This window comes from Streptomyces griseus subsp. griseus, from assembly GCF_003610995.1.
Taxonomy (GTDB): domain Bacteria; phylum Actinomycetota; class Actinomycetes; order Streptomycetales; family Streptomycetaceae; genus Streptomyces.
In genome coordinates this window covers 6,024,853-6,050,000 of record NZ_CP032543.1, presented here as the reverse complement: position 1 = coordinate 6,050,000, position 25,148 = coordinate 6,024,853, and the positions used below count along the sequence as shown (strand labels likewise).

At 69.6% G+C, this 25,148-nt stretch carries 15 protein-coding genes; 4 read left to right on the top strand and 11 right to left on the bottom strand.

Annotation, left to right across the window (positions count from 1 at the left end; genetic code table 11):
* Positions 1–83: 83 nt before the first annotated feature.
* The 8 genes from dxs to ngcE form a co-directional block, all read right to left on the bottom strand.
* Positions 84–1,997, bottom strand: a complete 1,914-nt coding sequence (gene dxs / locus D6270_RS27150; RefSeq protein ID WP_109163068.1) for a 1-deoxy-D-xylulose-5-phosphate synthase — start codon at positions 1,995–1,997, stop codon at positions 84–86.
* Positions 1,998–2,161: 164 nt separating this feature from the next.
* Positions 2,162–3,472 carry a sugar ABC transporter permease gene (locus D6270_RS27145; RefSeq protein WP_204117047.1) on the bottom strand — a complete coding sequence of 437 codons (1,311 nt, stop codon included), beginning with the start codon at positions 3,470–3,472 and terminating at the stop codon, positions 2,162–2,164.
* Complete coding sequence (locus D6270_RS27140) at positions 3,469–4,257, bottom strand: ATP-binding cassette domain-containing protein (protein ID WP_109163069.1); 789 nt, start codon at positions 4,255–4,257, stop codon at positions 3,469–3,471. Before D6270_RS27140 ends, D6270_RS27145 begins: the two co-directional genes overlap by 4 nt.
* 279 nt (positions 4,258–4,536) lie before the next feature.
* Complete coding sequence (locus D6270_RS27135; RefSeq protein WP_109163070.1) at positions 4,537–5,649, bottom strand: sugar ABC transporter substrate-binding protein; 1,113 nt, start codon at positions 5,647–5,649, stop codon at positions 4,537–4,539.
* 120 nt (positions 5,650–5,769) lie between these two features.
* A complete protein-coding gene (locus D6270_RS27130; RefSeq protein ID WP_109163071.1) occupies positions 5,770–6,969 on the bottom strand; it encodes an ROK family transcriptional regulator in 1,200 nt (399 codons plus the stop codon).
* A 239-nt stretch (positions 6,970–7,208) separates the two neighbouring features.
* On the bottom strand, positions 7,209–8,138 hold the full coding sequence (locus D6270_RS27125) for a carbohydrate ABC transporter permease (protein ID WP_109163072.1): 930 nt from the start codon (positions 8,136–8,138) through the stop codon (positions 7,209–7,211).
* On the bottom strand, positions 8,138–9,058 hold the full coding sequence (locus D6270_RS27120; protein WP_109163073.1) for a carbohydrate ABC transporter permease: 921 nt from the start codon (positions 9,056–9,058) through the stop codon (positions 8,138–8,140). Before D6270_RS27120 ends, D6270_RS27125 begins: the two co-directional genes overlap by 1 nt.
* A 49-nt stretch (positions 9,059–9,107) precedes the next feature.
* Positions 9,108–10,553 carry an N-acetylglucosamine/diacetylchitobiose ABC transporter substrate-binding protein gene (gene ngcE, locus D6270_RS27115; protein ID WP_109163074.1) on the bottom strand — a complete coding sequence of 482 codons (1,446 nt, stop codon included), beginning with the start codon at positions 10,551–10,553 and terminating at the stop codon, positions 9,108–9,110.
* 507 nt (positions 10,554–11,060) lie between these two features.
* Between ngcE and D6270_RS27110 the strand changes: the two genes are divergently transcribed.
* The gene (locus D6270_RS27110) at positions 11,061–14,933 is read left to right on the top strand and encodes a GH92 family glycosyl hydrolase (protein WP_109163075.1); all 3,873 of its coding nucleotides are present in this window, start codon (positions 11,061–11,063) and stop codon (positions 14,931–14,933) included.
* A 60-nt stretch (positions 14,934–14,993) separates the two neighbouring features.
* On the opposite strand, the gene D6270_RS27105 is transcribed toward D6270_RS27110, so the two are convergent.
* Complete coding sequence (locus D6270_RS27105; RefSeq protein ID WP_109163076.1) at positions 14,994–15,611, bottom strand: histidine phosphatase family protein; 618 nt, start codon at positions 15,609–15,611, stop codon at positions 14,994–14,996.
* A gap of 98 nt (positions 15,612–15,709) precedes the next feature.
* Between D6270_RS27105 and D6270_RS27100 the strand changes: the two genes are divergently transcribed.
* Positions 15,710–16,324: a hypothetical protein gene (locus D6270_RS27100; RefSeq protein WP_109163077.1), complete on the top strand. Its 615-nt coding sequence runs from the start codon at positions 15,710–15,712 to the stop codon at positions 16,322–16,324.
* 70 nt (positions 16,325–16,394) lie between these two features.
* Here D6270_RS27100 and acnA read toward each other — a convergent pair whose 3' ends face one another.
* Together acnA and D6270_RS27090 are read right to left on the bottom strand one after the other, a co-directional pair.
* The gene (acnA, locus tag D6270_RS27095; protein ID WP_109163078.1) at positions 16,395–19,115 is read right to left on the bottom strand and encodes an aconitate hydratase AcnA; all 2,721 of its coding nucleotides are present in this window, start codon (positions 19,113–19,115) and stop codon (positions 16,395–16,397) included.
* 320 nt (positions 19,116–19,435) lie between these two features.
* Positions 19,436–22,225, bottom strand: a complete 2,790-nt coding sequence (locus D6270_RS27090) for a hypothetical protein (protein ID WP_109163079.1) — start codon at positions 22,223–22,225, stop codon at positions 19,436–19,438.
* Between the two features lie 195 nt (positions 22,226–22,420).
* Between D6270_RS27090 and D6270_RS27085 the strand changes: the two genes are divergently transcribed.
* Positions 22,421–23,275 carry an alpha/beta fold hydrolase gene (locus tag D6270_RS27085; RefSeq protein WP_109163080.1) on the top strand — a complete coding sequence of 285 codons (855 nt, stop codon included), beginning with the start codon at positions 22,421–22,423 and terminating at the stop codon, positions 23,273–23,275.
* A 257-nt stretch (positions 23,276–23,532) separates the two neighbouring features.
* The gene (locus D6270_RS27080; RefSeq protein WP_093686159.1) at positions 23,533–25,062 is read left to right on the top strand and encodes a helix-turn-helix domain-containing protein; all 1,530 of its coding nucleotides are present in this window, start codon (positions 23,533–23,535) and stop codon (positions 25,060–25,062) included.
* Positions 25,063–25,148 lie beyond the last annotated feature (86 nt).

The window sequence follows — 25,148 nt, the reverse complement described above, 5'->3', positions numbered from 1 at the left end:
CCATCTGGCCCGTTTCATGCGAATGGGCCGGGAGAACCACCCGTACAGGGGTCGTCTTCCCGGCCCAACGGCCCGAAAACAGGTCAGTCGCGGGCGGGCTCCACCGCGCGGCTCTCGAAGCGGCCGTCCAGCTTCGCGACCAGGCCGGTGACCTGGCGGGCGATGTCCGGGGCGGTCAGTCCGATCTCGGTCATGACCTCGCCGCGCGAGGCGTGGTCGAGGAAGACCGGCGGGATGCCGAAGTCGCGCAGCGGTACGTCGACACCGGCGTCGCGCAGCGCCTGGGCGACGGCGGAGCCGACCCCTCCGGCGCGGCTGTTGTCCTCGACGGTGACGACGACGCGGTGGCGCTCGGCGAGCGGGGCGAGCGCCTCGTCGACCGGTTTGACCCAGCGCGGGTCGACGACGGTGGAGGAGATGCCCTGGGCGTCCAGCAGATCGGCGATCTCCAGGCACATCGGGGCGAGCGCACCGACGGAGACGATCAGGACGTCCGGGCGGGCCGCCTTCGGCTCACGCAGGATGTCCATGCCGCCGGCCCGCCCGACGGCCTTGACCGCCGGGCCGACCGCGCCCTTGGAGAAGCGGACCACGGTGGGCGCGTCGTCGACGGCGACGGCCTCGCGCAGCTGGGCGCGGACCTGGTCGGCGTCGCGCGGGGCGGCGATGCGGAGGGTGGGTACGCACTGGAGGATCGACATGTCCCACATGCCGTTGTGCGAGGCGCCGTCGGTGCCGGTGACACCGGCCCGGTCCAGCACGAAGGTGACGCCGCACTTGTGCAGGGCCACGTCCATCAGGACCTGGTCGAAGGCGCGGTTGAGGAAGGTGGCGTAGACCGCGAAGACCGGGTGGAGGCCGCCGGTGGCCAGGCCCGCCGCGGAGACCGCGCCGTGCTGCTCGGCGATGCCGACGTCGTAGATCCGGTCCGGGAAGGCGTCCTGGAACTTGCCGAGGCCGACCGGCTGGAGCATGGCCGCGGTGATCGCGACGATGTCCTCGCGCTCCTCGCCGAGCTTGACCATCTCCTCACCGAAGACCGAGGTCCAGTCGAGGCCGGAGGTGGAGATCGGCAGACCGGTGTCCGGGTGGATCTTGCCCACCGCGTGGAAGCGGTCGGCCTCGTCCTGGAGGGCCGGGGTGTAGCCGCGGCCCTTCTCGGTGAGGCAGTGCACGATGACCGGGCCGCCGAAGCGCTTGGCGCGCTGGAGCGCGGACTCCAGGGCCTCGATGTCGTGGCCGTCGATGGGGCCGACGTACTTCAGGCCGAGGTCCTCGAACATGCCCTGCGGCGCGATGAAGTCCTTCAGGCCCTTCTTGGCGCCGTGCAGGGTCTCGTAGAGCGGGCGGCCGACGACGGGCGTGCGCTCCAGGATGTCCTTGCCGCGGGCCAGGAACCGCTCGTAACCGTCGGTCGTACGGAGCGTGGCGAGGTGGTTGGCGAGGCCGCCGATCGTGGGAGCGTACGAGCGCTCGTTGTCGTTCACCACGATGACCAGCGGGCGGTCCTTGGCGGCGGCGATGTTGTTCAGCGCCTCCCAGGCCATACCGCCGGTGAGCGCGCCGTCACCGATGACCGCGACGACGTGGTCGTCCTTCTTCAGGACCTCGTTCGCCTTGGCCAGGCCGTCGGCCCAGCCGAGGACCGTGGAGGCGTGGCTGTTCTCGATGACGTCGTGCTCGGACTCGGCCTGCGAGGGGTAGCCGGAGAGGCCGCCCTTCATCTTGAGGCGGGAGAAGTCCTGGCGGCCGGTGAGCAGCTTGTGCACGTAGCTCTGGTGGCCGGTGTCCCAGAGCACCTTGTCGCGGGGCGACTCGAAGACCCGGTGCAGGGCGATCGTGAGCTCCACCACGCCCAGGTTGGGGCCGAGGTGTCCGCCGGTCTTGGACACGGCGTCGACGAGGAAGGTGCGGATCTCCTCCGCGAGCTGGTCCAGCTCGTCGAGGCCGAGCCGGTCCAGGTCGCGCGGTCCCTTGATGCGGGTCAGCAGATCCACCCGTGCCTCCTTGCGTTTGAGCTGATCGAGCGTGCCGATCCGATGAGTCTAATGTTCCACCGCCGGACGTGGGCAGCGGGAGCCTGTGTTCGAGGGCGGGCGGACCGGGACGCGCAGGTGCCCGGCACCCCTGTGGGGCGCCGGGCACCTGCGCGGATCCGCGGTCAGGCGCGGCCCGCGGTCTTCTGGGTCTTCCGGGTGACGGAGTCGATGACGACCGTGGCGAGCAGCACGGCGCCGGTCACCATGTACTGGATCGGCGTGGCGATGCCCTCCAGCGACAGTCCGTACTGGATCGAGACGATCACCATGACACCGAGCAGCGCGTTCCAGGTACGGCCGCGGCCGCCGAAGAGGCTGGTGCCGCCGATGACGGCCGCCGCGATGACGTTCATCAGCAGGTCGCCGGTGCCGGAGCCCTGGTTGGCCGCCGCGATCTTGGAGGCCCAGAACAGGCCGCCGATGGCCGCGAACGTCCCCGCGATGGAGAAGACGGAGATCCGGATCGCGGTGACGTTGATACCGGCGCGCCGGGAGGCCTCGACGCTGCCGCCGAGCGCGAAGATCTTCCGCCCGTACGCCGTGCGGCGCAGCACGAAGTCCGTGCCGACCAGGACGACCAGGAAGAGGACCAGGGCGAGCGGCAGGCCGCGGTACTGGTTGAACATGTACGCCGCGGCGAACGCGAACACCGCGAGGACGCCGGTGCGCAGGGCGATGTCGGCGATCGGCCGGGACGGGATGCCCGCGGCCTCGCGGCGGCGGGTGTCCAGGAAGGCGGCGGCGAAGTAGGCGATCACCGCGACGGCGGCGAGCCCGTAGGCGGCGGCGACATCGGTGAAGTAGTACGTGGTCAGCTGGCCGACCACCCCGTCGCCGTCCAGGTTGATGGTGCCGGAGTCGCCGAGCAGCTGGAGCATGAAGCCGAGCCAGAACAGCAGACCGGCCAGGGTGACGGCGAAGGCCGGGGCGCCGATCCGGGCGAAGAAGAAGCCGTGGATCGCGCCGATCACCGCGCCGCTGACGATGGCGACGACGATCGCCAGCCACTCGTTCATGCCCTGGGTGACGCTGAGCACCGCGACGAGGGCGCCGGAGACACCGGAGACCGAGCCGACCGAGAGGTCGATCTCGCCGAGCAGCAGGACGAAGATGATGCCGACGGCCATCATGCCGGTGGCGACCATCGTGGTGGCGATGTCGCTGATGTTCTTCGCGGAGAGGAACTCGGAGTTCATGCTCTGGAAGACGATGGCGATGATCGCGAGGCCGACGACCACCGGGATGGAGCCCAGGTCACCGCCGCTGATCTTGCGCTTGAACTCGGTGATGTAGCCGCCGAAGCCCTGCTCACGGATGAGCAGGCGGGGGTCGACGACCGTGGCCGCGCCCTCGGCCGCGTCGGGGTTGCCGACCGGCGCGTCCGCCGGGGCGGGGGTCTTGTCCAGCGAGGCCGCGGACTTGTCGGTGGTCACTTGGAAACCTCCGCGTTGCGCGCCGCACGTCGGGTCACGGCGTTGTCCGTGGCGCCCGTGATGGCGGAGATGATCTCTTCCTGCGATGTGGTCTTCACATCGAAGACACCGTTGTTCCGGCCCAGCCGGAGCACGGCGACCTTGTCGGCCACGGCCTTCACATCGGCCATGTTGTGGCTGATGAGGATGACCGCGTGACCGCGCTCGCGGAGCCTCTCGACGAGGTCGAGGACCTGGGCGGTCTGCTCCACGCCGAGGGCGGCGGTCGGCTCGTCGAGGATGACGAGCTTGGGCTCACCGAGCATCGACCGGGCGATGGCCACGGTCTGGCGCTGGCCGCCGGAGAGCGAGGCGATCGGGATGCGGACGCTCGGGATCCGGATGGAGAGCGTGGAGAGCAGCTCGCGGGAGCGGCGCTCCATCTCCACCTCGTCCAGGATGCCGAACCTGCGCAGCTCCCGGCCCAGGTAGAGGTTGCCGACGACATCGATGTTGTCGCACAGCGCGAGGTCCTGATAGACGGTCGCGACGCCGAGGTTCTGGGCGTCGTGCGGCTTGTCGATCGCGACCGGCCGGCCCTCCCACTCGATGACTCCCTCATCGATGGGGTGCACTCCGGCGATCGTCTTGACCAGCGTTGATTTACCGGCGCCGTTGTCGCCCACCAGGGCGACCACCTCGCCGGCGTGGACCTCAAGCTCTACATCGGTGAGTACCTGGACGGCACCGAATCGCTTGGAGACCCCTCGCAACGCCAACACGGGCGTAGCGGTCACGTGAACCATCTCCTTCGCCGCCTGACCGGCGGGGATGCCGCGCCCGGGGGAAGGCGCGGCGGTCGAGCAGAAGAACAGAAAAAGGGGGGAAGCGTTCCGTCCGGCGCCCCGCCCGGTAGCGGGACGGTTGGTGGGCGGGGCACCGGACAGGCTTCGTGGCGCGCGCGGGCCGCCGTGCGGCGGGCCCGTGCGCGGGCGGTGATGCCGTGGCGCCTTCGCGAGGACGCGGCGGGCGTACGGCGGCGGGGGCGTCCGGTCGGCCGTGACCGGCGGGACGCCCCCGGGGGCCTACTTCAGGCCGATCTTGTCGCAGGAGGCCTTGTACTTGCCCGAGCAGATCTCGTCGAGCGTCCAGATGCCGTCCTTGACCACGGTGTCCTTGATGTTGTCCTTGGTCAGCGAGATGACCGGGACGAGGACCGTGGGGATGTCCTTCTGGCTGGCGTTGTCGACCTTCGAGGTGGCGATCGAGTCCAGCTTGTCGCCCTTGGCGAGCGCGACGGCCATCTCGGCGGCGACGATGCCCTCGGCCGGGTAGGACTTGTAGACGCTCATGAACTGCTCACCGGTGACGATGCGCTGCACGCCCGCCAGCTCGGCGTCCTGGCCGGTGACCGGCGGGAGCGGGGAGAGGCCGGCGCCCTTGAGGGCGGTGATGATGCCGCCCGCCATGCCGTCGTTGGCGGAGTAGACGCCGTCGATCTTGTCCTTGCCGAGCGCGGTGATGGCCGCTTCCATGTTGGCGTTGGCGTTCTCCGGCTTCCACTCCTTGGTGTCGTACTCCTTGCCGTACTTCACCTTGCCGTCGAGGACGGACTTGGCGCCCTTCTTGAAGAGCGCGGCGTTCGGGTCGGTGATGGCACCGTTCATCATCACGATCTGGGCGCCGTCGGCCTCGTCGCCCAGGGCCTCCAGGAGCGCGGTGCCCTGTGCGCGGCCGACCTCCTCGTTGTCGAACGAGGTGTAGGCGTCGATCGGGCCCTCGGCGAGGCGGTCGAAGGCGACGACCGGGATGCCGGCGTCCTTGGCCTTCTTGACGCTGTTCGCGATCGCCTTGGCGTCCACCGCGCCGACGATCAGCGCGTCGACCTTGTTGGTGATCATCGTGTCGATCTGCTGCGCCTGAAGGGTGGCGTCCTGCTTGGCGTTGTTGTACGTGACCTTCGCCTTGCCGCCCGTGAGCTCGTCGATCTTCTTCTCGATGATCGGACGGTCGAACTTCTCGTAACGGGCCGTCTGGTTCTCGGGGAGGAGCAGACCTATCTTCAGGTCGTCGCCCTTCTTCTCCGAGCCCTGTTCGGCCTTGTCGCCGGACTCCTTGGCGCTCCCGCAAGCGGCCAGCGAGATCGCCATCGTGGTGGCGGCAACGGCAACGGCGGCACGACGCATACGCGTGTTCATTCTCGAACCTCCCTGACGAGGCCGCGACGTTGCGGCCGAGGTGGCTGGAAGTCAACTCGGCCGCAGCGCCAGCGTCAAGGAGTAAATCCTTAACGAGATGACAACGGTGCCATTCGTTATCTAAGTGAAGGCAGGAGTCGCTGCGGGGAGAGTGCTCTCCAAAAGGGTTGAATCCCCCATCTCGCTCAGCACCAGGGCGAGGGCGCCCAGCACCTCGGCACGGCCGCCCAGGGCCCCGGGGAGCACCGAGAGCTGCCGGGCCGCACTGGGGATCGCGTAACGCGACACGGAGTCCCGTATGGGCCCCAGGACCAGCTCCCCGGCCTCCGCCAGCGAGCCGCCGAGGACGACCCGGCTGGGGTTGAGCAGGTTGCACAGGTTGGCGACACCGCTGCCTATGTGGCGGCCGACGTCCCCGATCACCCGGCGGCACCCCGGATCGCCCTCACGGGCCAGCTGGACCACCCGCTCCATGGTGAGCCCGGCGCCGTGGCTGGGCTGGAGCAGCGGCAGCACGTACCGGGCGGCGGTGAAGGTCTCCAGGCAGCCGCGGTTGCCGCAGCGGCAGACCGGGCCGGACTCGTCGAGGGTGATGTGCCCGATCTCGCCGGCCGTGCCGCCGGGGCCCCGGTAGATGGTCCCGTCGATCACCAGACCGGCGCCGACCCCGCTGGCGACCTTGATGTACGCGAGGTCCTTGACGCCCCGCCCGCTCCCCCAGACCAGCTCGCCCAGGGCTCCGAGGTTGGCGTCGTTGTCGACGTAGACCGGGACGCCGAGGCGGCCGGAGAGCTCCTCGCTGGGGTTGATGCCCGTCCACCCCGGCAGGATCGAGGTGGAGCCCAGCGTTCCGGACTCGACGTCGATGGGGCCCGGCACCCCGAGACCGATCCCGATGATCTTCTCCGGGCCTATCCCGGTGGCCTCGATCAGCCGGTTGACCAGCACTTCGGCCCGGTCGAACCCCTCCGCGGACGAGGCGTCGACATCCAGCGGCTCGGACTCCTCGGCCAGCACCTGGTGGGCCAGGTTGCCCACGGCGACCCGCAGGTGGGTGTGGCCGAAGTCGACCCCGATGACGATGCCCGCGTCCCCGCTGAGCGAGACGCTGCGGGCCCGCCGGCCGCCCGCCGAGGTGGGCGTCACCTCGACCGTTCCGCCGTCCTTCAGCTCCCGGACGATATTGGAGACCGTGGCCGCGGAGAGGCCGGTGCTCCGGGCGATCTCCGCCTGGGTGAGCGACCCCGCCATCCGTACGGCGCGTACGACCCGCTCCAGATTGGCCCTGTGCAGCGATGTCTGCGACCCGGGAGTCTCCATCGACTCATCCACTCCTGCCCTTGGCGGGCGGCCCAGAGGACCACCCCGGCCGGGGCAGCAGCGATGACACCCCGGCTTCCTCCAACATGTGAACTCTAAGCTGACCGTTCGGGGGTGCCTTCCGTCAAGACCTGAGCACCGGCGCGCACCGCGCAACGGCCCGGTGCCCCGGCGGAGACGATCTCCGCCGGGGCACCGGGCCGTTGTGGATATGTGGCCTTCCCCAGCCGGCCCGTGGCCTACTTGAGCGCACCCGCCGTCAGACCGGAGACGACCTGGCGCTGGAAGATGATGTACGCCGCCAGCACCGGCAGCATCGCGATCACCAGCCCCGCGAAGAGACCGGAGTAGTCGCCCTTGTACCCCTGGCTGGAGGCCAGCTCCACCAGCCCCTGGGCGAGCACCCGCTTCTCCGGGTCGGTGTTGAGCACCGTCGGCAGCATGTACTGGTTCCACTGCCCCAGGAAGTTGAAGATGCCGACGCTGATCAGGCCGGGCTTGGCCATCGGCAGCATCACCTGGAAGAACGTCCGGGTGTGCGAGGCCCCGTCGATGATCGACGCCTCCGCCACCGAGGTCGGCAGCGTACGGAAGAACGAGGTCAGGAAGAACACGGTGAACGGCAGCGAGTACGCGATGTACACGAGGATCAGGCCGTGGATCGTGTTCAGCAGCCCCATGTTGTCCATGACGAAGAACAGCGGGACCAGCGCCAGCATCACCGGGAAGCTCATGCCGCCGACGAACAAGAAGTAAATGAAGCGGTTGCCCGGGAACTCGAACCGCGCGAGCACGTAGGCGGCCATCGAGCCGAGAACCAGGGTGCCGGTGAGCGACCCGCCCACCACCAGGATGGTGTTGAGGAAGTACTCGCTCATGTGGGCCTGGCTCCAGGCCCGGCCCCAGGCGTCGAAGCTCAGGGAACTCGGGAGCGACCAGGGGGTGTTGAAGATGTCCGCGTCGGTCTTGAACGAGGACATCACCGCCCAGAACAGCGGCAGGACGACCATGATCGCCCACAGGATGAGCATCCCGTGCGAGAAGACGTTGAGGACCTGGCCCTCGCTGCTCTTCGCGGGGGCGGAGGAGCCCTTGGGGTCCGTGCCGGTGCGCTGGGCGGGCACCTTGGACACGCCGGGGCCGGATGCGGGGGTGTCAGTGGTCTTCATCAGAACTCCAGCCGCTCGCGCCGGCCCACCCGCATGACGATGGCGGCGAACGCCAGGGTCACGATGAGCAGGGCGACACCGATCGTGGTCGCGTAGCCCGCCTGTCCGTCACGGAACGCCGACTGGTAGACGTACAGCGGCAGGACGGTGGTCGAGTAGTCGGGCCCGCCGGGGCCGACGCTCATGATGTGGACGATGGCGAAGCCCTCTGCGCCGAGCGCCAGGATGCCCATGTAGACCCAGCCGGACTGGACCGTGTCCCACAGCAGGGGCAGCGTGATCCGGAAGAAGGTCGTGAAGCGGCTCGCCCCGTCCAGCAGGGCGGCTTCGTAGAAGTCCTTGGGGATGGAGGCCATACCCGCGGAGAACAGCACCACGAAGAAGCCGGTGGTGCACCAGACGAGGACCGCCATGATGACCCACAGCGCCAGGTTCGGATCGCCCAGCCAGTCCGGTACGTCGTCGAAGCCCACGGCCTTGAGCGTGCCGTTGATCATGCCCTGGGCCGGGTCGAAGGCGAACTGGAACAGGATCGCCACGATCGCGATCGAGAGCACCTGCGGGAAGAAGTAGGCGATCTTGTAGAAGCCGGAGCCCCGTACGCCGGTGACGGCGGCGCCCTTGCGGCGCCGGCCGCCCACGTTGAGCATGAAGGCGAAGAAGAGCGCGAGGCCCAGCGTCACCAGCGGCAGCAGAACCGCCAGCAGCACACTGTGCTGGAGCGATTTCCAGAAGATGTCGTCGTCGAGCATCTTGGTGTAGTTGTCGAACCCGACCATCCTGAAGTCGGGGCTCAGACCTGTCCAGTCCGTGAACGAGTAGTAGATGGACTGGATGAACGGCCAGATGACGAAGATGACATACAACGACATCGGGGCCACCAAGAACCCGACTATGAACCGGTATTTACCGTGTTGCATCGTTACCGACTCCGACCTTCCCCGAGCTGCTGCCGCTGGTGACGCGTGATCACTGGTGCCTGAAGTGCTTGATGGACTGGTCCTTGGCGGCCGCGTCGGCGAACGCCTGGATCTTCTTGATGGTCTCGGCCGGGGTGGCGCGGCCTGCCATCATCTCGCCGAGCGCGGCGACACCGATCTGCTCCTTCTGGAGCTTCACGTACCAGTCCTGGAGGCGCGGGTTGACCACGTTGGTGCCCGCCTTCTCCAGCGCGGCCACACCGGACTTCAGACCGTCCGACAACTCGATGCCGTCGGTGCCGCCGTTGAAGGCGGAGAGCGACTTGGTGTTGGTGGTGAAGGATTTGGAGGAGGCCTCGCTGAGCATGATGCGCAGCTGCTCCATGCCGCCCGCCGGGTTCTTCGCCTTGGCCGGGACGATGAACGGCTCGCCGCCGGACGCCCAGATGGTGCCGAAGGGCAGCTTGTCCGAGGAGTCGAGGGAGGAGGGGGCGCCCACGGACAGCTTGAAGTCCTTGGGGATGATGGCCGCTTCCTCGTTCTCGACCCAGGAGCCGTTCGGGATGAACAGCGCCTTGCCGCGGGCCCAGGCGCCCTGCGAACCGCGGTGGTCCAGGCCGGGGGTGCCCTTGAGGATGTAGCCCTTGGCGTAGAGCTCGTAGTACGCCTCGAAGGCGGCCTTGACCGCGGGGTGCTCCCAGGCCTTCGGCTCCAGGTTGTCGATGGCGTCCAGGACCTCGACGCCGCCGATCTTCCCGATGAACGGGTAGAGCGAGAAGGGGATGTAGTACGGGTGCTTGCCGGGGTAGGTCCAGCCGGCGATGCCCTGCTTCTTCGCCTTCGCGCAGAGCGCGAGCATGTCGTCCCAGTTCTCCGGGTACGTGGCGTCCAGCTTGTCCAGCGCGGTCTGGGAGTACCAGACGCCGTAGACCGTGTACGCGTAGTACATGATCCAGACCGGGTCGCCGTCGAACTGGCCCATCTCGACGATGCCGGGCCGCAGGGTGTCGCGGACCGTCTTGGCCGGGTCGTCGATGGACGGGGCGTCCAGCAGCGGGGTGAGGTCGGTGAGCTGCTTCTTGCCGACCAGGACGCCCATGTCCATCTGCTGGGCACCGGAGTTGTCGATCAGGTCCGGCGGGGTGCCGCCGTTGAAGCGCGGCTGGAGGACCGACTGGATCTTCTGCGTCGCGGAGAACTTGACCTGTGCCTCGGGGTAGGTCTTCTTGTAGACGTCCCGGGCCTCCTCCGCGTACTTGGTACCGAACCCGCCGTCGAAGATGACGATCTCCAGCGGGGCGCTGCCGTTGACGGCCAGCGGGTTCTTGTCGCTCTTCTCGCCCTTGGCGACCTTGTCGTCACTGCCGCTGTCGCCGCTCGCGCAGGCGGACAGGAAGCTCATCGTCGGAACAGCGATCAGGCCGAGTGCGGCAGAACGCTTGATCAGATCGCGACGGCCAAGGCCCTCTTTGTTCTGAGCGGAGGTGGATCCCATGCTCAAGTCCTCGCCTTCTCCAGGACTCAGGCGGTGTACCGGTCACCCGTCGAAAATTCGCCTCAGGCGAAGGGCCCCGCCACCGCGGTCGGTTGCGCTTGGGTGGTGCAGATATGCAGATGTACCGGAGATCAAGAACCGGCGGATCGGGGGTGGTCGGGGAACCGTACCGCCCGTGCGCGCACGACGCGCTCGCGGGCCACCCCTCTTTCCCCTTCGCGCCTCCGTCGAAACGACTGCGCGGATGGCGACAGGTATAGTCCACTCGTCACCAACTCAGCAAGATCGAATGCACGTTGGGACACCAGTCTTTCCCGAGTTGAGACCTCACGGACTCCTCGGCACCGTGCGCCCTGATCCAGGGGCGGCTTTCTCCCCTTACGGCCGATTCGCGCTCGGCGCCTGCGGCAACACCCTTGACACGTCCTGTCACTTGCATCCCTACTGGACCTTGCATCCCGCTATGACAACGTTGTCCAAGCACGCTCCGGGGAGGAATGGCTCGGTATGCAGCCACCACGAGGTCTCCACCATGGCGCTGGGAAGGTCTTCAGCAGCGCCACCCGTACGAGACGGAGCCGCACGGCCGCCGTCCTCGCGGCATCACTCGCCCTGGCCCTCGCGGCCCCTACGGCAGCCGTCGCCGGCCCGTCCGAGGGGCCCCGGAAGCCGTCCGGCGAACGGACGTTCCGCTCCTCCTTCGAGGCGGACGAGAAGCAGCCGGACTGGCGCAACACGGCCGAGGAAGGGCCGGACGGGACCGAGCGCTCGTCGGGTGTCGACGGCGGCTTCTCCTCCGGCATACCGGGCAATGTCACCGACCGGGTGACCGACGTCCGCGCCAGTGCCGAGAACACCGCCGGCGGCGAGGTCAAGGAGAACCTGGTCGACGTCGAACCGGCCTCCAAGTGGCTGGCGTTCGCGACGACCGGCTGGGTCGAGTTCGACCTGGACGAGCCGGTGAAGGTGGTGACGTACGCGCTCACCTCCGCCAACGACCACGCCCCGCGCGACCCGAAGGACTGGACGCTCAAGGGCTCGGCGGACGGCAAGGAGTGGACCGACCTCGACACCCGTAAGGGTGAGAAGTTCGAGAAGCGCCAGGAGACGAAGTCGTACGATTTCACCTCCGACACCGCCTACCGGCACTTCCGGCTGGAGATCACCGCCAACAACGGCGCATCCGACATCCTCCAGCTCGCCGACGTTCAGTTCTCGAACGGTGACACCTCCGCGCCCGTCCCCGACGAGATGCGCAGCCAGCCCGACCGGGGCCCCTCCGGCTCCCCCACCGCCAAGTCCGGCGCGGGGTTCACCGGAAAGAAGGCGCTGCGTTACGCGGGTACGCACAAGCCGGACGGCCGGGCGTACGCGTACAACAAGGTCTTCGACGTGAACACGGCCGTCACCAAGGACACCGAGCTCTCCTACCTCGTCTATCCGCAGATGGGCGAGACGGACCTCAACTACCCCGCGACCCACATCGCGGTGGACCTGGCCTTCACCGACGGCACCTACCTGAGCGAGCTGAAGGCCACCGACAGCCACGGCGGGCTGCTGACCCCGCAGGGCCAGGGCGACGCCAAGCGGCTCTACGTCAACCAGTGGAACAAGGTCGCCTCCCGCATCGGCACGGTCGCCGCGGGCAAGACGGTCGACCGGGTGCTGGTGGCGTACGACTCCGACAAGGGCCCGGCCAAGTTCCAGGGCTGGGTCGACGACATCGTGATCGAGCCGAAGAAGCCGGCGAAGCGCAAGGCGCACCTGTCGGACTACGCGCTGACCACGCGCGGCACCAACTCCTCCGGCGGCTACTCGCGCGGCAACAACATCCCGGCCACCGCCGTCCCGCACGGCTTCAACTTCTGGACGCCGGTCACCAACGCCGGTTCGCTGAGCTGGCTGTACGACTACCACCGGGGCAACAACGAGGAGAACCTCCCCACGCTCCAGGCCTTCAGCGCCAGCCATGAGCCGAGCCCGTGGATGGGCGACCGGCAGACCTTCCAGGTGATGCCGTCGGCGGCGAAGGGCACCCCGGACGCCGCCCGGACCGCCCGTGCGCTGCCGTTCCGGCACGAGAACGAGACCGCGAAGCCGCACTACTACGGCGTCACGTTCGAGAACGGCCTCAAGACCGAGATCGCGCCGACCGACCACGCGGCGCGGATGCGGTTCACCTATCCGGGCAAGGACGCCAGCCTGGTCTTCGACAACGTGTCGAACGCCGGCGGCCTGACCCTGGACCCGAAGACCAGCTCCTTCTCCGGCTACACGGACGTGAAGAGCGGCCTCTCCACCGGCGCGACCCGCATGTTCGTGTACGGCGTCTTCGACGCGCCGGTGACGGACAGCGGCAAGCTGAAGGGCGGGGGCGGCGACGATGTCACCGGCTTCTTCCGCTTCGACGCGGGCAAGGACCGCACGGTCAACCTGCGGCTGGCCACCTCGCTGATCGGCGTCGACCAGGCGAAGAAGAACCTGGCGATGGAGATCCCGGCGTCCACCTCCTTCGAGAAGGTGCAGCGCACCGCGCAGAAGGCCTGGGACAAGGTCCTCGGGACGATCGAGGTGGAGGGGGCCAACGAGGACCAGCTGACCACGCTCTACTCCAGCCTCTACCGCCTCTACCTCTACCCGAACTCCGGCCACGAGAAGGTCGACGGGAAGAACAAGTACGCGAGCCCCTTGTCCAAGCCGACCGGCACGGACACCCCCACGCGGACCGGGGCGAAGATCGTCGACGGCAAGGTGTACGTCAACAACGGCTTCTGGGACACCTACCGCACGACCTGGCCCGCCTACTCCTTCTTCTCCCCGAAGAAGGCCGGCGAGCTGGTGGACGGCTTCGTCCAGCACTACAAGGACGGCGGCTGGACCTCCCGCTGGTCCTCCCCCGGCTACGCGGACCTGATGACGGGCACCAGCTCGGACGTGGCCTTCGCTGACGCATACGTCAAGGGCGTGAAGTTCGACGCGGAGGCGGCGTACGACGCGGCGGTCAAGAACGCCACGGTGGCCCCGCCGTCCTCGGGCGTCGGCCGCAAGGGCATGGAGACCTCGGTCTTCACCGGTTACGCCAACACCGCGACGCACGAGGGCCTCTCCTGGTCGCTGGAGGGCTACCTCAACGACTACGGCATCGCGCGGATGGGTGAGGAGCTCTACAAGAAGACGAAGAAGGCGCGGTACAAGGAGGAGTCGGCCTACTTCCTCAACCGGGCGCAGAAGTACGTCAAGCTCTTCGACGAGAAGGCGGGCTTCTTCCAGGGCAAGAAGCCGAACGGCGACTGGCGCCTGCCCTCGGACCAGTACGACCCCCGCGTCTGGGGCTACGACTACACCGAGACCAACGGCTGGGGCTACGCCTTCACCGCCCCGCAGGACAGCAGGGGCCTGGCCAACCTGTACGGCGGCCGCGCGGGGCTCGGGAAGAAGCTGGACACGTACTTCTCGACGCCGGAGACGGCGGGCCCGGAGTTCGTCGGCAGCTACGGCGGGGTCATCCACGAGATGACCGAGGCGCGTGACGTGCGGATGGGCCAGTACGGGCACAGCAACCAGGTCGCCCACCACGCCACGTACATGTACAACGCGGCCTCGCAGCCGTACAAGACGCAGGAGAAGGTCCGCGAGGTGCTGAGCCGCCTCTACGTCGGCAGCGAGATCGGGCAGGGCATCCACGGCGACGAGGACAACGGCGAGCAGTCGGCCTGGTACCTCTTCTCCTCGCTCGGCTTCTACCCGCTGGTGATGGGCAGCGGGGAGTACGCGATCGGCTCGCCGCTCTTCAAGAAGGTCACCGTCCGCATGGACAACGGCCGCAAGCTGACCGTGAAGGCCCCGAAGAACAGCGAGACGAACATCTACGTGCAGGGCGTGAAGGTCAACGGCAAGAAGTGGACCTCCACCGCGCTCCCGCACGACCTGCTGGCCAAGGGCGGCACCCTGGAGTTCGACATGGGCCCGAAGCCGTCGGCCTGGGGCACGGGCAAGGACGCGGCCCCGGTCTCCATCCAGCAGGACGACAAGGCGCCGACGCCCAAGGGCGATGTGCTGAAGGGTGCCGGGGCGCTGTTCGACAACACCTCGGCGACCTCGGCGGAGGTCGAGTCGGTGGAGCTGCCGGTCGACTCGTCCACCAAGGCGCTCCAGTACACGCTGACGTCGGCTGCGGCGGACAAGGCCCCGAAGGGCTGGACGCTCCAGGGCTCGTCCGACGGCAAGAAGTGGACGGACCTCGACCGCCGCTCCGGCGAGTCCTTCGCCTGGGACAAGCAGACCCGGGCGTTCTCGGTGGGCAAGCCCGGCGCGTACGCGAAGTACCGCCTGGTGCTGACCGGTCCGGCGACGCTGGCGGAGGTGGAACTGCTCTCCTGATCCGTACGTGACGCAGGCTGGCGGCCGGTACCCCGAGGCGGGGTGCCGGCCGTCGGCGTCTCAGCCCTCCTGGAGGCTCTCGGGCAGGGCCACGTTGAGGGCGGCGATCACCGGTCGGCCGTGTTCGGTGCCGAGCCGGGAGACGGCGCCGGTGGCGAGCTGGAAGAGGCGCCCCTCGGCCGGGGTCAGCTCCAGGTAGCGGGCGGTGAGGACGCGCAGGAAGTGCGAGTGGGCGACGAGTGCGACGTCCGCGCTGCCGATCCCCTCGGCGGCCGACCGGACGCCCGCGAGCACCTGGTCGGCGCGCTGCCCGACCTCGGCGGGGCTCTCGCCGGGGTGCTCGTCGGAGCCGGGGTCGACGCCGTCGGTCCACAGGTTCCAGAAGGGGCGGGTGCGGCGGATCGCCTGGGTGGTGATGCCCTCGTACCCGCCGTAGTCCCACTCCCGCAGCTCGGGGGTGACCCGGGGGGCGTGGAGCCCGGCCAGCTCGGCGGTGCGGCGGGCCCGGACCGAGGGGCTGACGAGGGTGAGCCCGATGTTCCGGTCGGCGAGCAGGGGGACGAGGGCGCGGGCCTGGCGCTCGCCGGTGGCGGTCAGGGGAAGGTCGGTCCAGCTCGTGTGCTGCCCGGAGCGGGACCACTCGGTCTCGCCGTGCCGGATGAGGATCAGCTCGCCCATGGTGGTCCGTTCACTTTCTGTACGCGCGGTGCGGGTGGTGCGGTTGGGGCCACGTACCGTAAGTCCCTCACCTGGCCGACTTCCCGTGGGGGGACCGCATGTCCGACAACTTTCCGCCTCCGCCGCCCGAACAGCCGCAGCCGGAGCACCGGGTTCCGGTGGGGGCGCCGCACCCTTCGCCCTGGGCGGCGCCTCCGGTGCCGCCCGGCAAGCAGCGTACGGGGGTGGTCGTGACGCTCGCCGTGGGGGGCGGGCTGGTCGTGGCGGGGGCGATGGTGACGACCGTCTACCTTCTTCTGGATTCCGTCTCGGAGGCGATGGAGCGGCCGCCGGCACGGTCAAAGGCGCCTCACTCCGCCCCGTACGAGTACGAGGAGGAGCCGGGTGACGAGGAGCCGGTGGAGGAGCCCGTCGCGCCTGAGCCGGACGTGAAGAGGGACGTCACGATCACGGCGTGCACACGGGATCCGCGGATCGGGTGGCAGTCGGCCGATGTGACGGTCGTGAACGGGTCGTCCAGCCCGGCGGACTACTACATCGGCGTGGAGTTCCTGGACAGGGACGGCGCCACGGTTTCGGAGGGGGTGACCGGGGTGGCCGGCCTCGCTCCCGGCAAGACCTCCAGGAAGAAGGTCCAGGGCCTGGACGAGGTGCCGCAGGGCACGACGTGCCGGATCAACGACCTCTCGCGGACGCCCTCCTCGGAGGAGTGAGGGCCGGCGGGCAACGCGGAAGGGCCGCACCCCGGGTCTCCCCGGGGCGCGGCCCTTCCGCCTCTGCGGCCTACTTGCGGATCAGGCTGCGGAGCACGTACTGCAGGATGCCGCCGTTGCGGTAGTAGTCGGCCTCGCCGGGGGTGTCGATGCGGACGACCGCGTCGAACTCCACACCGGTGTCGGTGGTGACCTTGACCGTACGGGGGGTGGTGCCGTTGTTCAGCTCGGTGACGCCGGAGAAGGAGAAGGCCTCCTCGCCGGTGAGGCCGAGGGTCTCGGCCGTCTGGCCCTCGGGGAACTGGAGCGGGAGGACGCCCATGCCGATGAGGTTCGAGCGGTGGATGCGCTCGTAGGACTCGGCGATGACGGCCTTGACGCCCAGGAGCGCGGTGCCCTTGGCGGCCCAGTCGCGGGACGAGCCGGAGCCGTACTCCTTGCCCGCGAGGATCGCGAGGGGGGTGCCGGCGGCCTGGTAGTTCTGCGAGGCGTCGTAGATGAACGACACCGGGCCGTCATCCTTGGTGAAGTCGCGGGTGTAGCCGCCCTCGGTGCCCGGCGCGATCTGGTTGCGCAGGCGGATGTTGGCGAACGTGCCGCGGATCATGACCTCGTGGTTGCCTCGGCGCGAGCCGTAGGAGTTGAAGTCGCGGCGCTCGATGCCGTGCTCCGTGAGGTACTTGCCGGCCGGGGTGTCGGCCTTGATGGCACCGGCCGGGGAGATGTGGTCGGTGGTGACCGAGTCGCCGAGCTTGGCGAGGACCCGGGCGCCGGTGATGTCCTCGACCGGGGACGGGTCCATCGCCATGCCCTCGAAGTACGGGGGCTTGCGCACGTAGGTGGACTCGGCGTCCCACTCGAAGGTGTTGCCGGTCGGGATCGGGAGCGCCTGCCACTGGGCGTCGCCCGCGAAGACGTCCTGGTAGGACTTGTTGAACATGTCCTCGCCGATGGCGTTGGCCACGACGTCGTTGACCTCGGCCTCGGTCGGCCAGATGTCGGTCAGGAAGACCGGCTTGCCGTCCTGGTCGGTGCCGAGGGCGTCCTTGGTGATGTCGACCTTCATCGAACCGGCGATGGCGTACGCGACGACCAGCGGGGGCGACGCCAGGTAGTTCATCTTGACGTCGGGGTTGATCCGGCCCTCGAAGTTGCGGTTGCCGGAGAGCACCGAGGTGACGGCGAGGTCGTTGTCGTTGACCGCCTTGGAGACCTCGTCCGGCAGCGGGCCGGAGTTGCCGATGCAGGTGGTGCAGCCGTAGCCGACGAGGTTGAAGCCGACCTTGTCGAGGTAGGGGGTCAGCCCCGCCTTGTCGAAGTAGTCGGTGACGACCTTCGAGCCCGGGGCGAGGGTGGTCTTGACCCACGGCTTGCGGGTCAGGCCCTTCTCGACCGCCTTCTTCGCCACGAGCGCGGCGGCGACCATGACGTAGGGGTTCGAGGTGTTGGTGCAGGAGGTGATCGCGGCGACCGTGACGGCGCCGTGGTCGATCTCGTACGTGGAGCCGTCGGGGGCCGTGACGGTGGTCGGGTTCGACGGGATGCCGTTGGAGACGGCCGGGGCGTCGGAGGCCGGGAAGGACTCCTTGCCCGCCTCGTCGACACCGGTGTCGGAGACGTAGTTGCGCACGTCCGAGGCGAACTGCTGCGCGGCGTTGGCGAGGACGATGCGGTCCTGCGGGCGCTTCGGGCCGGCGATGGAGGGGACGACCGTGGAGAGGTCCAGCTCCAGCTTCTCGGAGAAGTCCGGCTCGGCGGCCGGGTCCAGCCAGAGGCCCTGCTCCTTGGCGTACGCCTCGACGAGGGCGACCTGCTGCTCGTCGCGGCCGGTCAGGCGCAGGTACTTCAGCGTCTCGTCGTCGATCGGGAAGATCGCGGCGGTGGAGCCGAACTCCGGCGACATGTTGCCGATGGTGGCGCGGTTGGCGAGCGAGGTGGCGGCGACGCCCTCACCGTAGAACTCGACGAACTTGCCGACGACGCCGTGCTTGCGGAGCATCTCGGTGATGGTCAGCACCAGGTCGGTGGCGGTGGTGCCGGCCGGGAGCTCGCCGGTCAGCTTGAAGCCGACGACGCGCGGGATGAGCATGGAGACCGGCTGGCCGAGCATCGCGGCCTCGGCCTCGATGCCGCCGACGCCCCAGCCCAGCACGCCGAGGCCGTTGACCATGGTGGTGTGCGAGTCGGTGCCGACGAGGGTGTCGGGGTAGGCCTGGCCGTTGCGGACCATGACCGTGCGCGCCAGGTGCTCGATGTTGACCTGGTGGACGATGCCGGTGCCCGGGGGGACGACCTTGAACTCGTCGAAGGCGGTCTGGCCCCAGCGCAGGAACTGGTAGCGCTCCTTGTTGCGGCCGTACTCCAGCTCCACGTTCTGGGCGAACGCCTCGTTGGTGCCGAACTTGTCGGCGATGACGGAGTGGTCGATGACCAGCTCGGCCGGGGCCAGCGGGTTGATCTTCGCCGGGTCACCGCCGAGCTCCTTGACGGCCTCACGCATGGTGGCGAGGTCCACGACACACGGCACGCCGGTGAAGTCCTGCATGATCACGCGGGCCGGCGTGAACTGGATCTCCTGGCTGGGCTGCGCCTGGGAGTCCCAGCCGCCGATGGCCCGGATGTGGTCGGCGGTGATGTTCGCGCCGTCCTCGGTACGGAGCAGGTTCTCCAGCAGGACCTTCAGGCTGTACGGGAGGCGCGCGGAGCCCTCTACCTTGTCCAGCTTGAAGATCTCGTACGACTCGTCGCCCACGCGCAGTGTGCTGCGGGCGTCGAAGCTGTTCGCCGACACGACAGTCTCCTTCTTCAATGTGCGCGTCTACCGCGCCGCGCCTCATTGGCAGCGGGCACCGCGTTGTGCCGCCTACGGCCCCGACCATCCGCTAAGGTAAGGCTTAGTTAGGCTTGCCTTACCGGGCGGCGGCTGTGGTGCGCCTCGGCACATATCTCGATGTCGAGATAACTCTAGTACATAGCCGCCGCTCGGTCATGCCCAGGTGCCCCTGTGCGCTCCTACCCGCGCTGCCGCAAAGGATGGGTACGCCCACCGCGGACAGAGCTCCGGCCCCACCGCACGGTCGCGGAGGGGCCGGAGCCGGTGCAGGGGACGGGTTACGGCGTGTCGCGAACCGTGCCCTCGAAGGGCGGGCCCAGCGGCGCGTCCTCCTCGTCCGTCAGCTGGAGGCGGACGTACTCGGTCGGCTCCTTCACCTGGTCACGGATGGTCGGAACGGTGAGGTCAGCGGAGGTCCGGCCTGCCTCGACCGTCGTCCACAGCGTCCCGTACTCGACCTTCGAGAGCGGGATCGCGGGGTTCGGGACCTCCTCGACGAGCTGCGACAGCCACTCCTGGTCGACGTCGGCCGTGGACAGCTCCGGGCGGCCGTCGGGGACGGGGATCAGCTGGGCAACGGTCCAGATGTCGACGTCCGCCTTCTCCGAGAGGGAGATCCGCCACGTCAGCGGCGAGCCCTCGGTGACGTCGTCGGCCACCGGCGTGACGGTCACCTTCGGCATCGGGTCGTCGTTCTCGGCGAGTACGCCACCGGCGTCGGCGCCGATGACCGTGCCGCGGACGGCCTTGACGAGGATGTCGTAGGCCTTGTCCCAGCCGTAACGCTTGTTGCCCTCGACCTTCACCCTGACGTTGATCCCGGCGGTACCGGGGCCGACCTTGACCAGGCGGCCGACCGACTTGCCGGTGTCGGGGTCGACGACGTACAGCCGGACCGCTCCGGCGTTCTTGCCGGTGGTACGGACCGGCACCTGGTACGTACGGAAGCCGGAGTCGCCCTCCTTGACCGTGAGGCGGCCGATGTCGACGCGGGCGAGCGGAGCGGCCTTCACCGCGGGGGTGCCCGGCTTCCACGACCAGGCGTCCATCAGCAGCGCCTTGCCGGAGGCGGACTTCGGGGTCAGCTCCAGGGACGCGATCCTGCCCAGGTCGAGCTTGGCGCGGACGGCGGCGGTCAGCGGGACACGGACCTCCTGGGCCCAGTACGAGCTGGTGCGGTCGGTGCCGGGCAGCCCGTCGATCTTGACGCTGCCCAGCTTGGCCCGCTTGCCCTTGGCGTCCTTGACGTGGACGTCGAAGCGGGTGCCGCCGGTGTTCGGCGGTACGGCGACGCGGAGCGCGAGGCTCTTCGCGCCCTTGACCGAGACCGGCTTCTTCGGGGTGACACGGGCGATGGTGCCCGGCTTCTTCCAGTCCAGGGCGACCGCGCGGCGGCCGGCCTCGTGCTCGGGGCGCCACTGGGCGAAGTGCGGCGAGGAGCCGGGGTCCTTCTCGCCCAGGCAGGCGGAGCGGCCGGGGGCGACGGCGTCGCACAGCCGGGCGCCGCCGACCTTGGGCCCGCCCTGCGGGTCGTCGGGAAGGAAGCCGGCGCCCCGGTTGCCGCCGACCGCGTGGGTCAGCACCCGGGCGGGGTCGGCGGAGGGGGCGCGGCGGCCGGTGCCGTCGACGAGCTGGCGTACGCGGTCGTCACCGCCGACGAACAGCCGTGCGGCGGCGGCGATGTAGGTCGCGCCCGCCTTGTGCTGCTGGTTGGCCGAGAGCCGTCCGGCGGCGCCGGGCGAGCAGAGCGGGTCGGGCGACTCGGGCTCGTGCCAGAAGTCGTCGTCGGCCGGGGCCTCGGCCTGGCCGGGCGTCCACTCGGTGTTGAAGTAGTTGTGGTTGGCACCGACCATGTAGACCGAGCTGTGCAGGGCCTTGCCCCGGCTGACACCCCGGGTGCCGTCCGTGAACACCTGGCCCTGGAGGTCGGAGACGTCACCGTCGCAGCCGGGCAGGATCGTCAGTGAGGGGACGTCCGGCACCGGGTTCTGGCCGAAGATGGTGGGGCCGATGTGGACGGTGCCGCGGATGTTCCAGCGGGCCTTGGAGCGGTAGCCGTCCTGGGCGGCCGGCGGCTTGTACAGGCTGTCCATCACCGCGCGGTTGACGCCCTCACCGCCGCGCGAGTGCCCGACGAGGAGCACCCGGGACAGGTCGGCCTTCGGGCCCTTGCGTACGGCGGCGGGCGCGGAGGCGGGCTTGGCGGCCCAGTCGGCCCAGCGGCCGAGGTGGTTGCGGATCAGCGAGGAGCGGGCCTGCGCACCGCCGTCCTCGGCGTTCCAGTCCTGGCCGTTGATGCCGTTGGCGGAGATGGAGACGGTCACGTACCCCTGCGAGGCCAGCAGCTTCTGGTCGCGCAGATAGCCCCGGTGGCTGGGGATCGGCTTGCTGCCCTTGGCGCAGGGCCAGTCGCCGGAGACCTCCCCGCTCTTGCCGGGGACGTAGCAGGTGGAGTGGCGGCCGTGCAGGAAGAGGGCGATGGGGCGCTTGCCGGGCGCCTTCTTCGGGGCGACGACGACTCCGCGCATCTCGACCGGTGCGGGAAAGCCGGGGAGCCTGACGGAGGCGAGGCTGTACTCGCCGGTGGTGGTGGCGTACGTGCCGGGCTTGCCCGGGTCGACGGCCCCCGCGGGCAGCTTGGGCGGGAGCTTCGGGGCGGGCGGCTTGGCCTTGCGGTGCGCGCCCGCGCCCGGGGCCTGGTCGAGTCGGCGCCCGGCCGCCTCGACCGCGAGGTCACCGAGGTCGGCGGTGCGGACCTCGTCGATGGGGAGCCGGAAGGTCCGGCCGTCGTCCTGCGGTTCGGGTACGCCCACGAGTTCGCCGTTCGCGCGGAACTCCACGCGGGCGTCGCCCATGGGGACCGGCTCGGGCGCACGCCACTCCAGGTGGCTGCGCCCGTTCTCACCGGCGATGCGCCAGCCGGGCGGCAGCGCGTCGCCCGCATGGGGTGTCGCGGTGGCGCCGGGTATCTCCGGCGGCGCCGGGGCGGCGTACGCCCCCGTAGGCGCCACCCCCGCCACCGTCAGCACCGCTATCGCGGTGGCCCATGCTCTCCGGCCACGTATCAAAGCTCCTCCTCAACCCTGGTCACCCGCGCGCCCGTTCCGGTGGTCTGCTCCGGGTCGAACGCGCTCTCGGACATCGAGACGGGGAGTCGAACCTCTGGGTTGCCTCCGAGAGCGGAGTGATCGCCGGGGCCTCTGTCGGAGGCGGTCGGTAGGGTCGTGCGGCGGATACGTGCTGCGTGGTGGAGGGGTGGCGGAGTGAGGGTCGAGGAGAGCGATCTGCGGCTGGAGGACGGCCGGGGGCTCCATGTGTACGACACGGGCGGCGAAGGCGGCTCCTCCGGCGACGGACTCGTGGTGCTCTGGCACCACGGCACGCCGAACATCGGCTCGCCGCCCGCGCCGCTCTTCGCCGCCGCCGAGGGGCTGGGCATCCGCTGGGTCTCGTACGACCGTCCCGGCTACGGCGGTTCGTCCCCGCTGCCCGGCCGGGATGTGGCGTCGGCCGCCGCCGACGCGGGGGCGGTCGCCGACGCGCTCGGCATCGACCGCTTCGCCGTCCTCGGCCACTCCGGCGGCGGCCCGCACGCGCTGGCCTGCGGTGCGCTGCTGCCCGACCGGGTCGTGGGGGTGGTGACGGCCGCGGGACTCGCGCCGTACGGCGCCGAGGGACTCGACTGGTACGCGGGCATGGTGCCGTCCTCGGCGGCCTCGCTGCGGGCGGCCGCCGCGGGGCGGGAGGCGAAGAGGGCGTACGAGGCGGGCGCCGGGTACGACCCGGAGATGTTCACCGACGCCGACCGCGATGCGCTGGCCGGCGACTGGTCCTGGTTCGACCAGGTGGTGGGGCCCGCCCTGGAGGCCGGTCCGGACGCCCTGATCGCCGACGACCTCGCGTACGTCGCACCGTGGGGCTTCGACCCCGTACGGATCACCGCGCCCCTGCTCCTGCTCCACGGCGGCCAGGACCGGATAGCCCCGGCAGCCCACAGCCGCTGGCTCGCCGACCGCTGCCCGACGGCCGAACTGCGGGTGCGCCCGGGCGACGGCCACATCTCCGTGCTCGGCGCGGGCGCGGAGGCGCTGGAGTGGCTGGCGGGACGGGCGGTCTGACGCCCGCCACGGCCCTGGCCCGGGCCCGTCCGGCCGGCGTCGGACGACGCGCGGGCCTCCCGGCCGAGCCGGGCCACGCCCCGTACGGCGGCGCGCTCCGTGCCCGGTCGCCCCACTCGGGGGACGATGGCGGCGCGGGCACGTCGCACGTTCCGCGAGCGGAGCGGTGCGAAGCCCTCCCGAACGGTTGCACGGCCGTCACTCGAATGGCACATCCCCACATCAGCCTCATCTCATATCTGAGATAACCTGCCGTCATGTCAGACGACTACCTCGCACGCATCGGCAAGCTCATCCGTGACGCCCGGCAGCACCGGGGCTGGACACAGACACAGCTGGCCGAGGCTCTCGGCACCAGCCAGAGCGCCGTCAACCGCATCGAGCGCGGCAACCAGAACATCAGCCTTGAGATGATCGCCCGTATCGGCGAAGCTCTCGACAGCGAGATCGTGTCGCTCGGTTACTCCGGGCCCATGCATCTGCGGGTCGTCGGCGGCCGTCGCCTCTCCGGCGCCATCGACGTCAAGACCAGCAAGAACGCCTGCGTCGCGCTGCTGTGCGCCTCGCTGCTCAACAAGGGCCGTACGGTCCTGCGCCGGGTGGCCCGGATCGAGGAGGTCTTCCGCCTCCTGGAGGTGCTGAACTCCATCGGGGTGCGCACCCGCTGGGTCAACGACGGCGTGGACCTGGAGATCGTGCCGCCCGCGCAGCTGGAGATGGAGGCGATCGACGCCGACGCCGCGCGCCGCACCCGCTCCATCATCATGTTCCTGGGCCCGCTGCTGCACCGGATGGAGCAGTTCACGCTGCCGTACGCGGGCGGCTGCGACCTGGGCACCCGCACGATCGAGCCGCACATGATCGCGCTGCGCCGGTTCGGCCTGGAGATCGCCGCCACGGAGGGGCTGTACCACGCCCAGGTGGACCGCTCGGTCTCCCCCGGCCGCCCCATCGTGCTGACCGAGCGCGGCGACACCGTGACCGAGAACGCCCTGCTGGCCGCCGCCCGCCACGACGGCACGACGGTCATCCGCAACGCCTCCTCCAACTACATGGTCCAGGACCTCTGCTTCTTCCTGGAGGCGCTGGGCGTACGGGTCGACGGCATCGGCACGACGACCCTCACCGTGCACGGGGTCCCGCAGATCGACGTGGACGTGGACTACTCCCCCTCCGAGGACCCGGTCGAGGCGATGAGCCTGCTGGCCGCCGCGGTGGTCACCGAGTCCGAACTCACCATCCGCCGGGTGCCGATCGAGTTCCTGGAGATCGAACTCGCGGTCCTGGAGGAGATGGGCGTCGACTGCGACCGCACCCCGGAGTACGCGGCCGACAACGCCCGCACCCGGCTGGTGGACCTGACGGTCCGGCCCTCCAAGCTGGAGGCCCCGATCGACAAGATCCACCCGATGCCGTTCCCCGGCCTCAACATCGACAACGTGCCGTTCTTCGCGGCGATCGCGGCCTCCGCGCACGGCCAGACCCTGATCCACGACTGGGTCTACGACAACCGCGCGATCTACCTCACCGACCTCAACCGCCTCGGCGGCCGCCTCCAACTCCTCGACCCCCACCGCGTCCTGGTCGAGGGCCCCACCCGCTGGCGCGCCGCCGAAATGATGTGCCCACCCGCTCTGCGGCCCGCCGTGGTGGTGCTGCTGGCGATGATGGCGGCCGAGGGCACCTCCGTACTGCGCAACGTCTATGTCATCAACCGGGGTTACGAGGAGCTGGCGGAGCGGCTCAACTCGGTGGGGGCGCAGATCGAGATCTTCCGGGACATCTGATACGAGGATGCTGCCGCACCCCGTCTGACCTGCCCTTCAGCGGGTCAGGGTGGGGTGCGGCGGCATGTCTGGGACGTCTCTGGGAC

Bases quoted from the DNA above. Each gene is read 5' to 3' on its own strand.
- D6270_RS27140 (WP_109163069.1), bottom strand. From the start codon at position 4,257: ATGGTTCACGTGACCGCTACGCCCGTGTTGGCGTTGCGAGGGGTCTCC.
- D6270_RS27135 (WP_109163070.1), bottom strand. From the start codon at position 5,649: ATGAACACGCGTATGCGTCGTGCCGCCGTTGCCGTTGCCGCCACCACG.
- D6270_RS27130 (WP_109163071.1), bottom strand. From the start codon at position 6,969: ATGGAGACTCCCGGGTCGCAGACATCGCTGCACAGGGCCAATCTGGAG.
- D6270_RS27125 (WP_109163072.1), bottom strand. From the start codon at position 8,138: ATGAAGACCACTGACACCCCCGCATCCGGCCCCGGCGTGTCCAAGGTG.
- D6270_RS27120 (WP_109163073.1), bottom strand. From the start codon at position 9,058: ATGCAACACGGTAAATACCGGTTCATAGTCGGGTTCTTGGTGGCCCCG.
- ngcE (WP_109163074.1), bottom strand. From the start codon at position 10,553: ATGGGATCCACCTCCGCTCAGAACAAAGAGGGCCTTGGCCGTCGCGAT.
- D6270_RS27110 (WP_109163075.1), top strand. From the start codon at position 11,061: ATGCAGCCACCACGAGGTCTCCACCATGGCGCTGGGAAGGTCTTCAGC.
- D6270_RS27105 (WP_109163076.1), bottom strand. From the start codon at position 15,611: ATGGGCGAGCTGATCCTCATCCGGCACGGCGAGACCGAGTGGTCCCGC.
- D6270_RS27100 (WP_109163077.1), top strand. From the start codon at position 15,710: ATGTCCGACAACTTTCCGCCTCCGCCGCCCGAACAGCCGCAGCCGGAG.
- D6270_RS27080 (WP_093686159.1), top strand. From the start codon at position 23,533: ATGTCAGACGACTACCTCGCACGCATCGGCAAGCTCATCCGTGACGCC.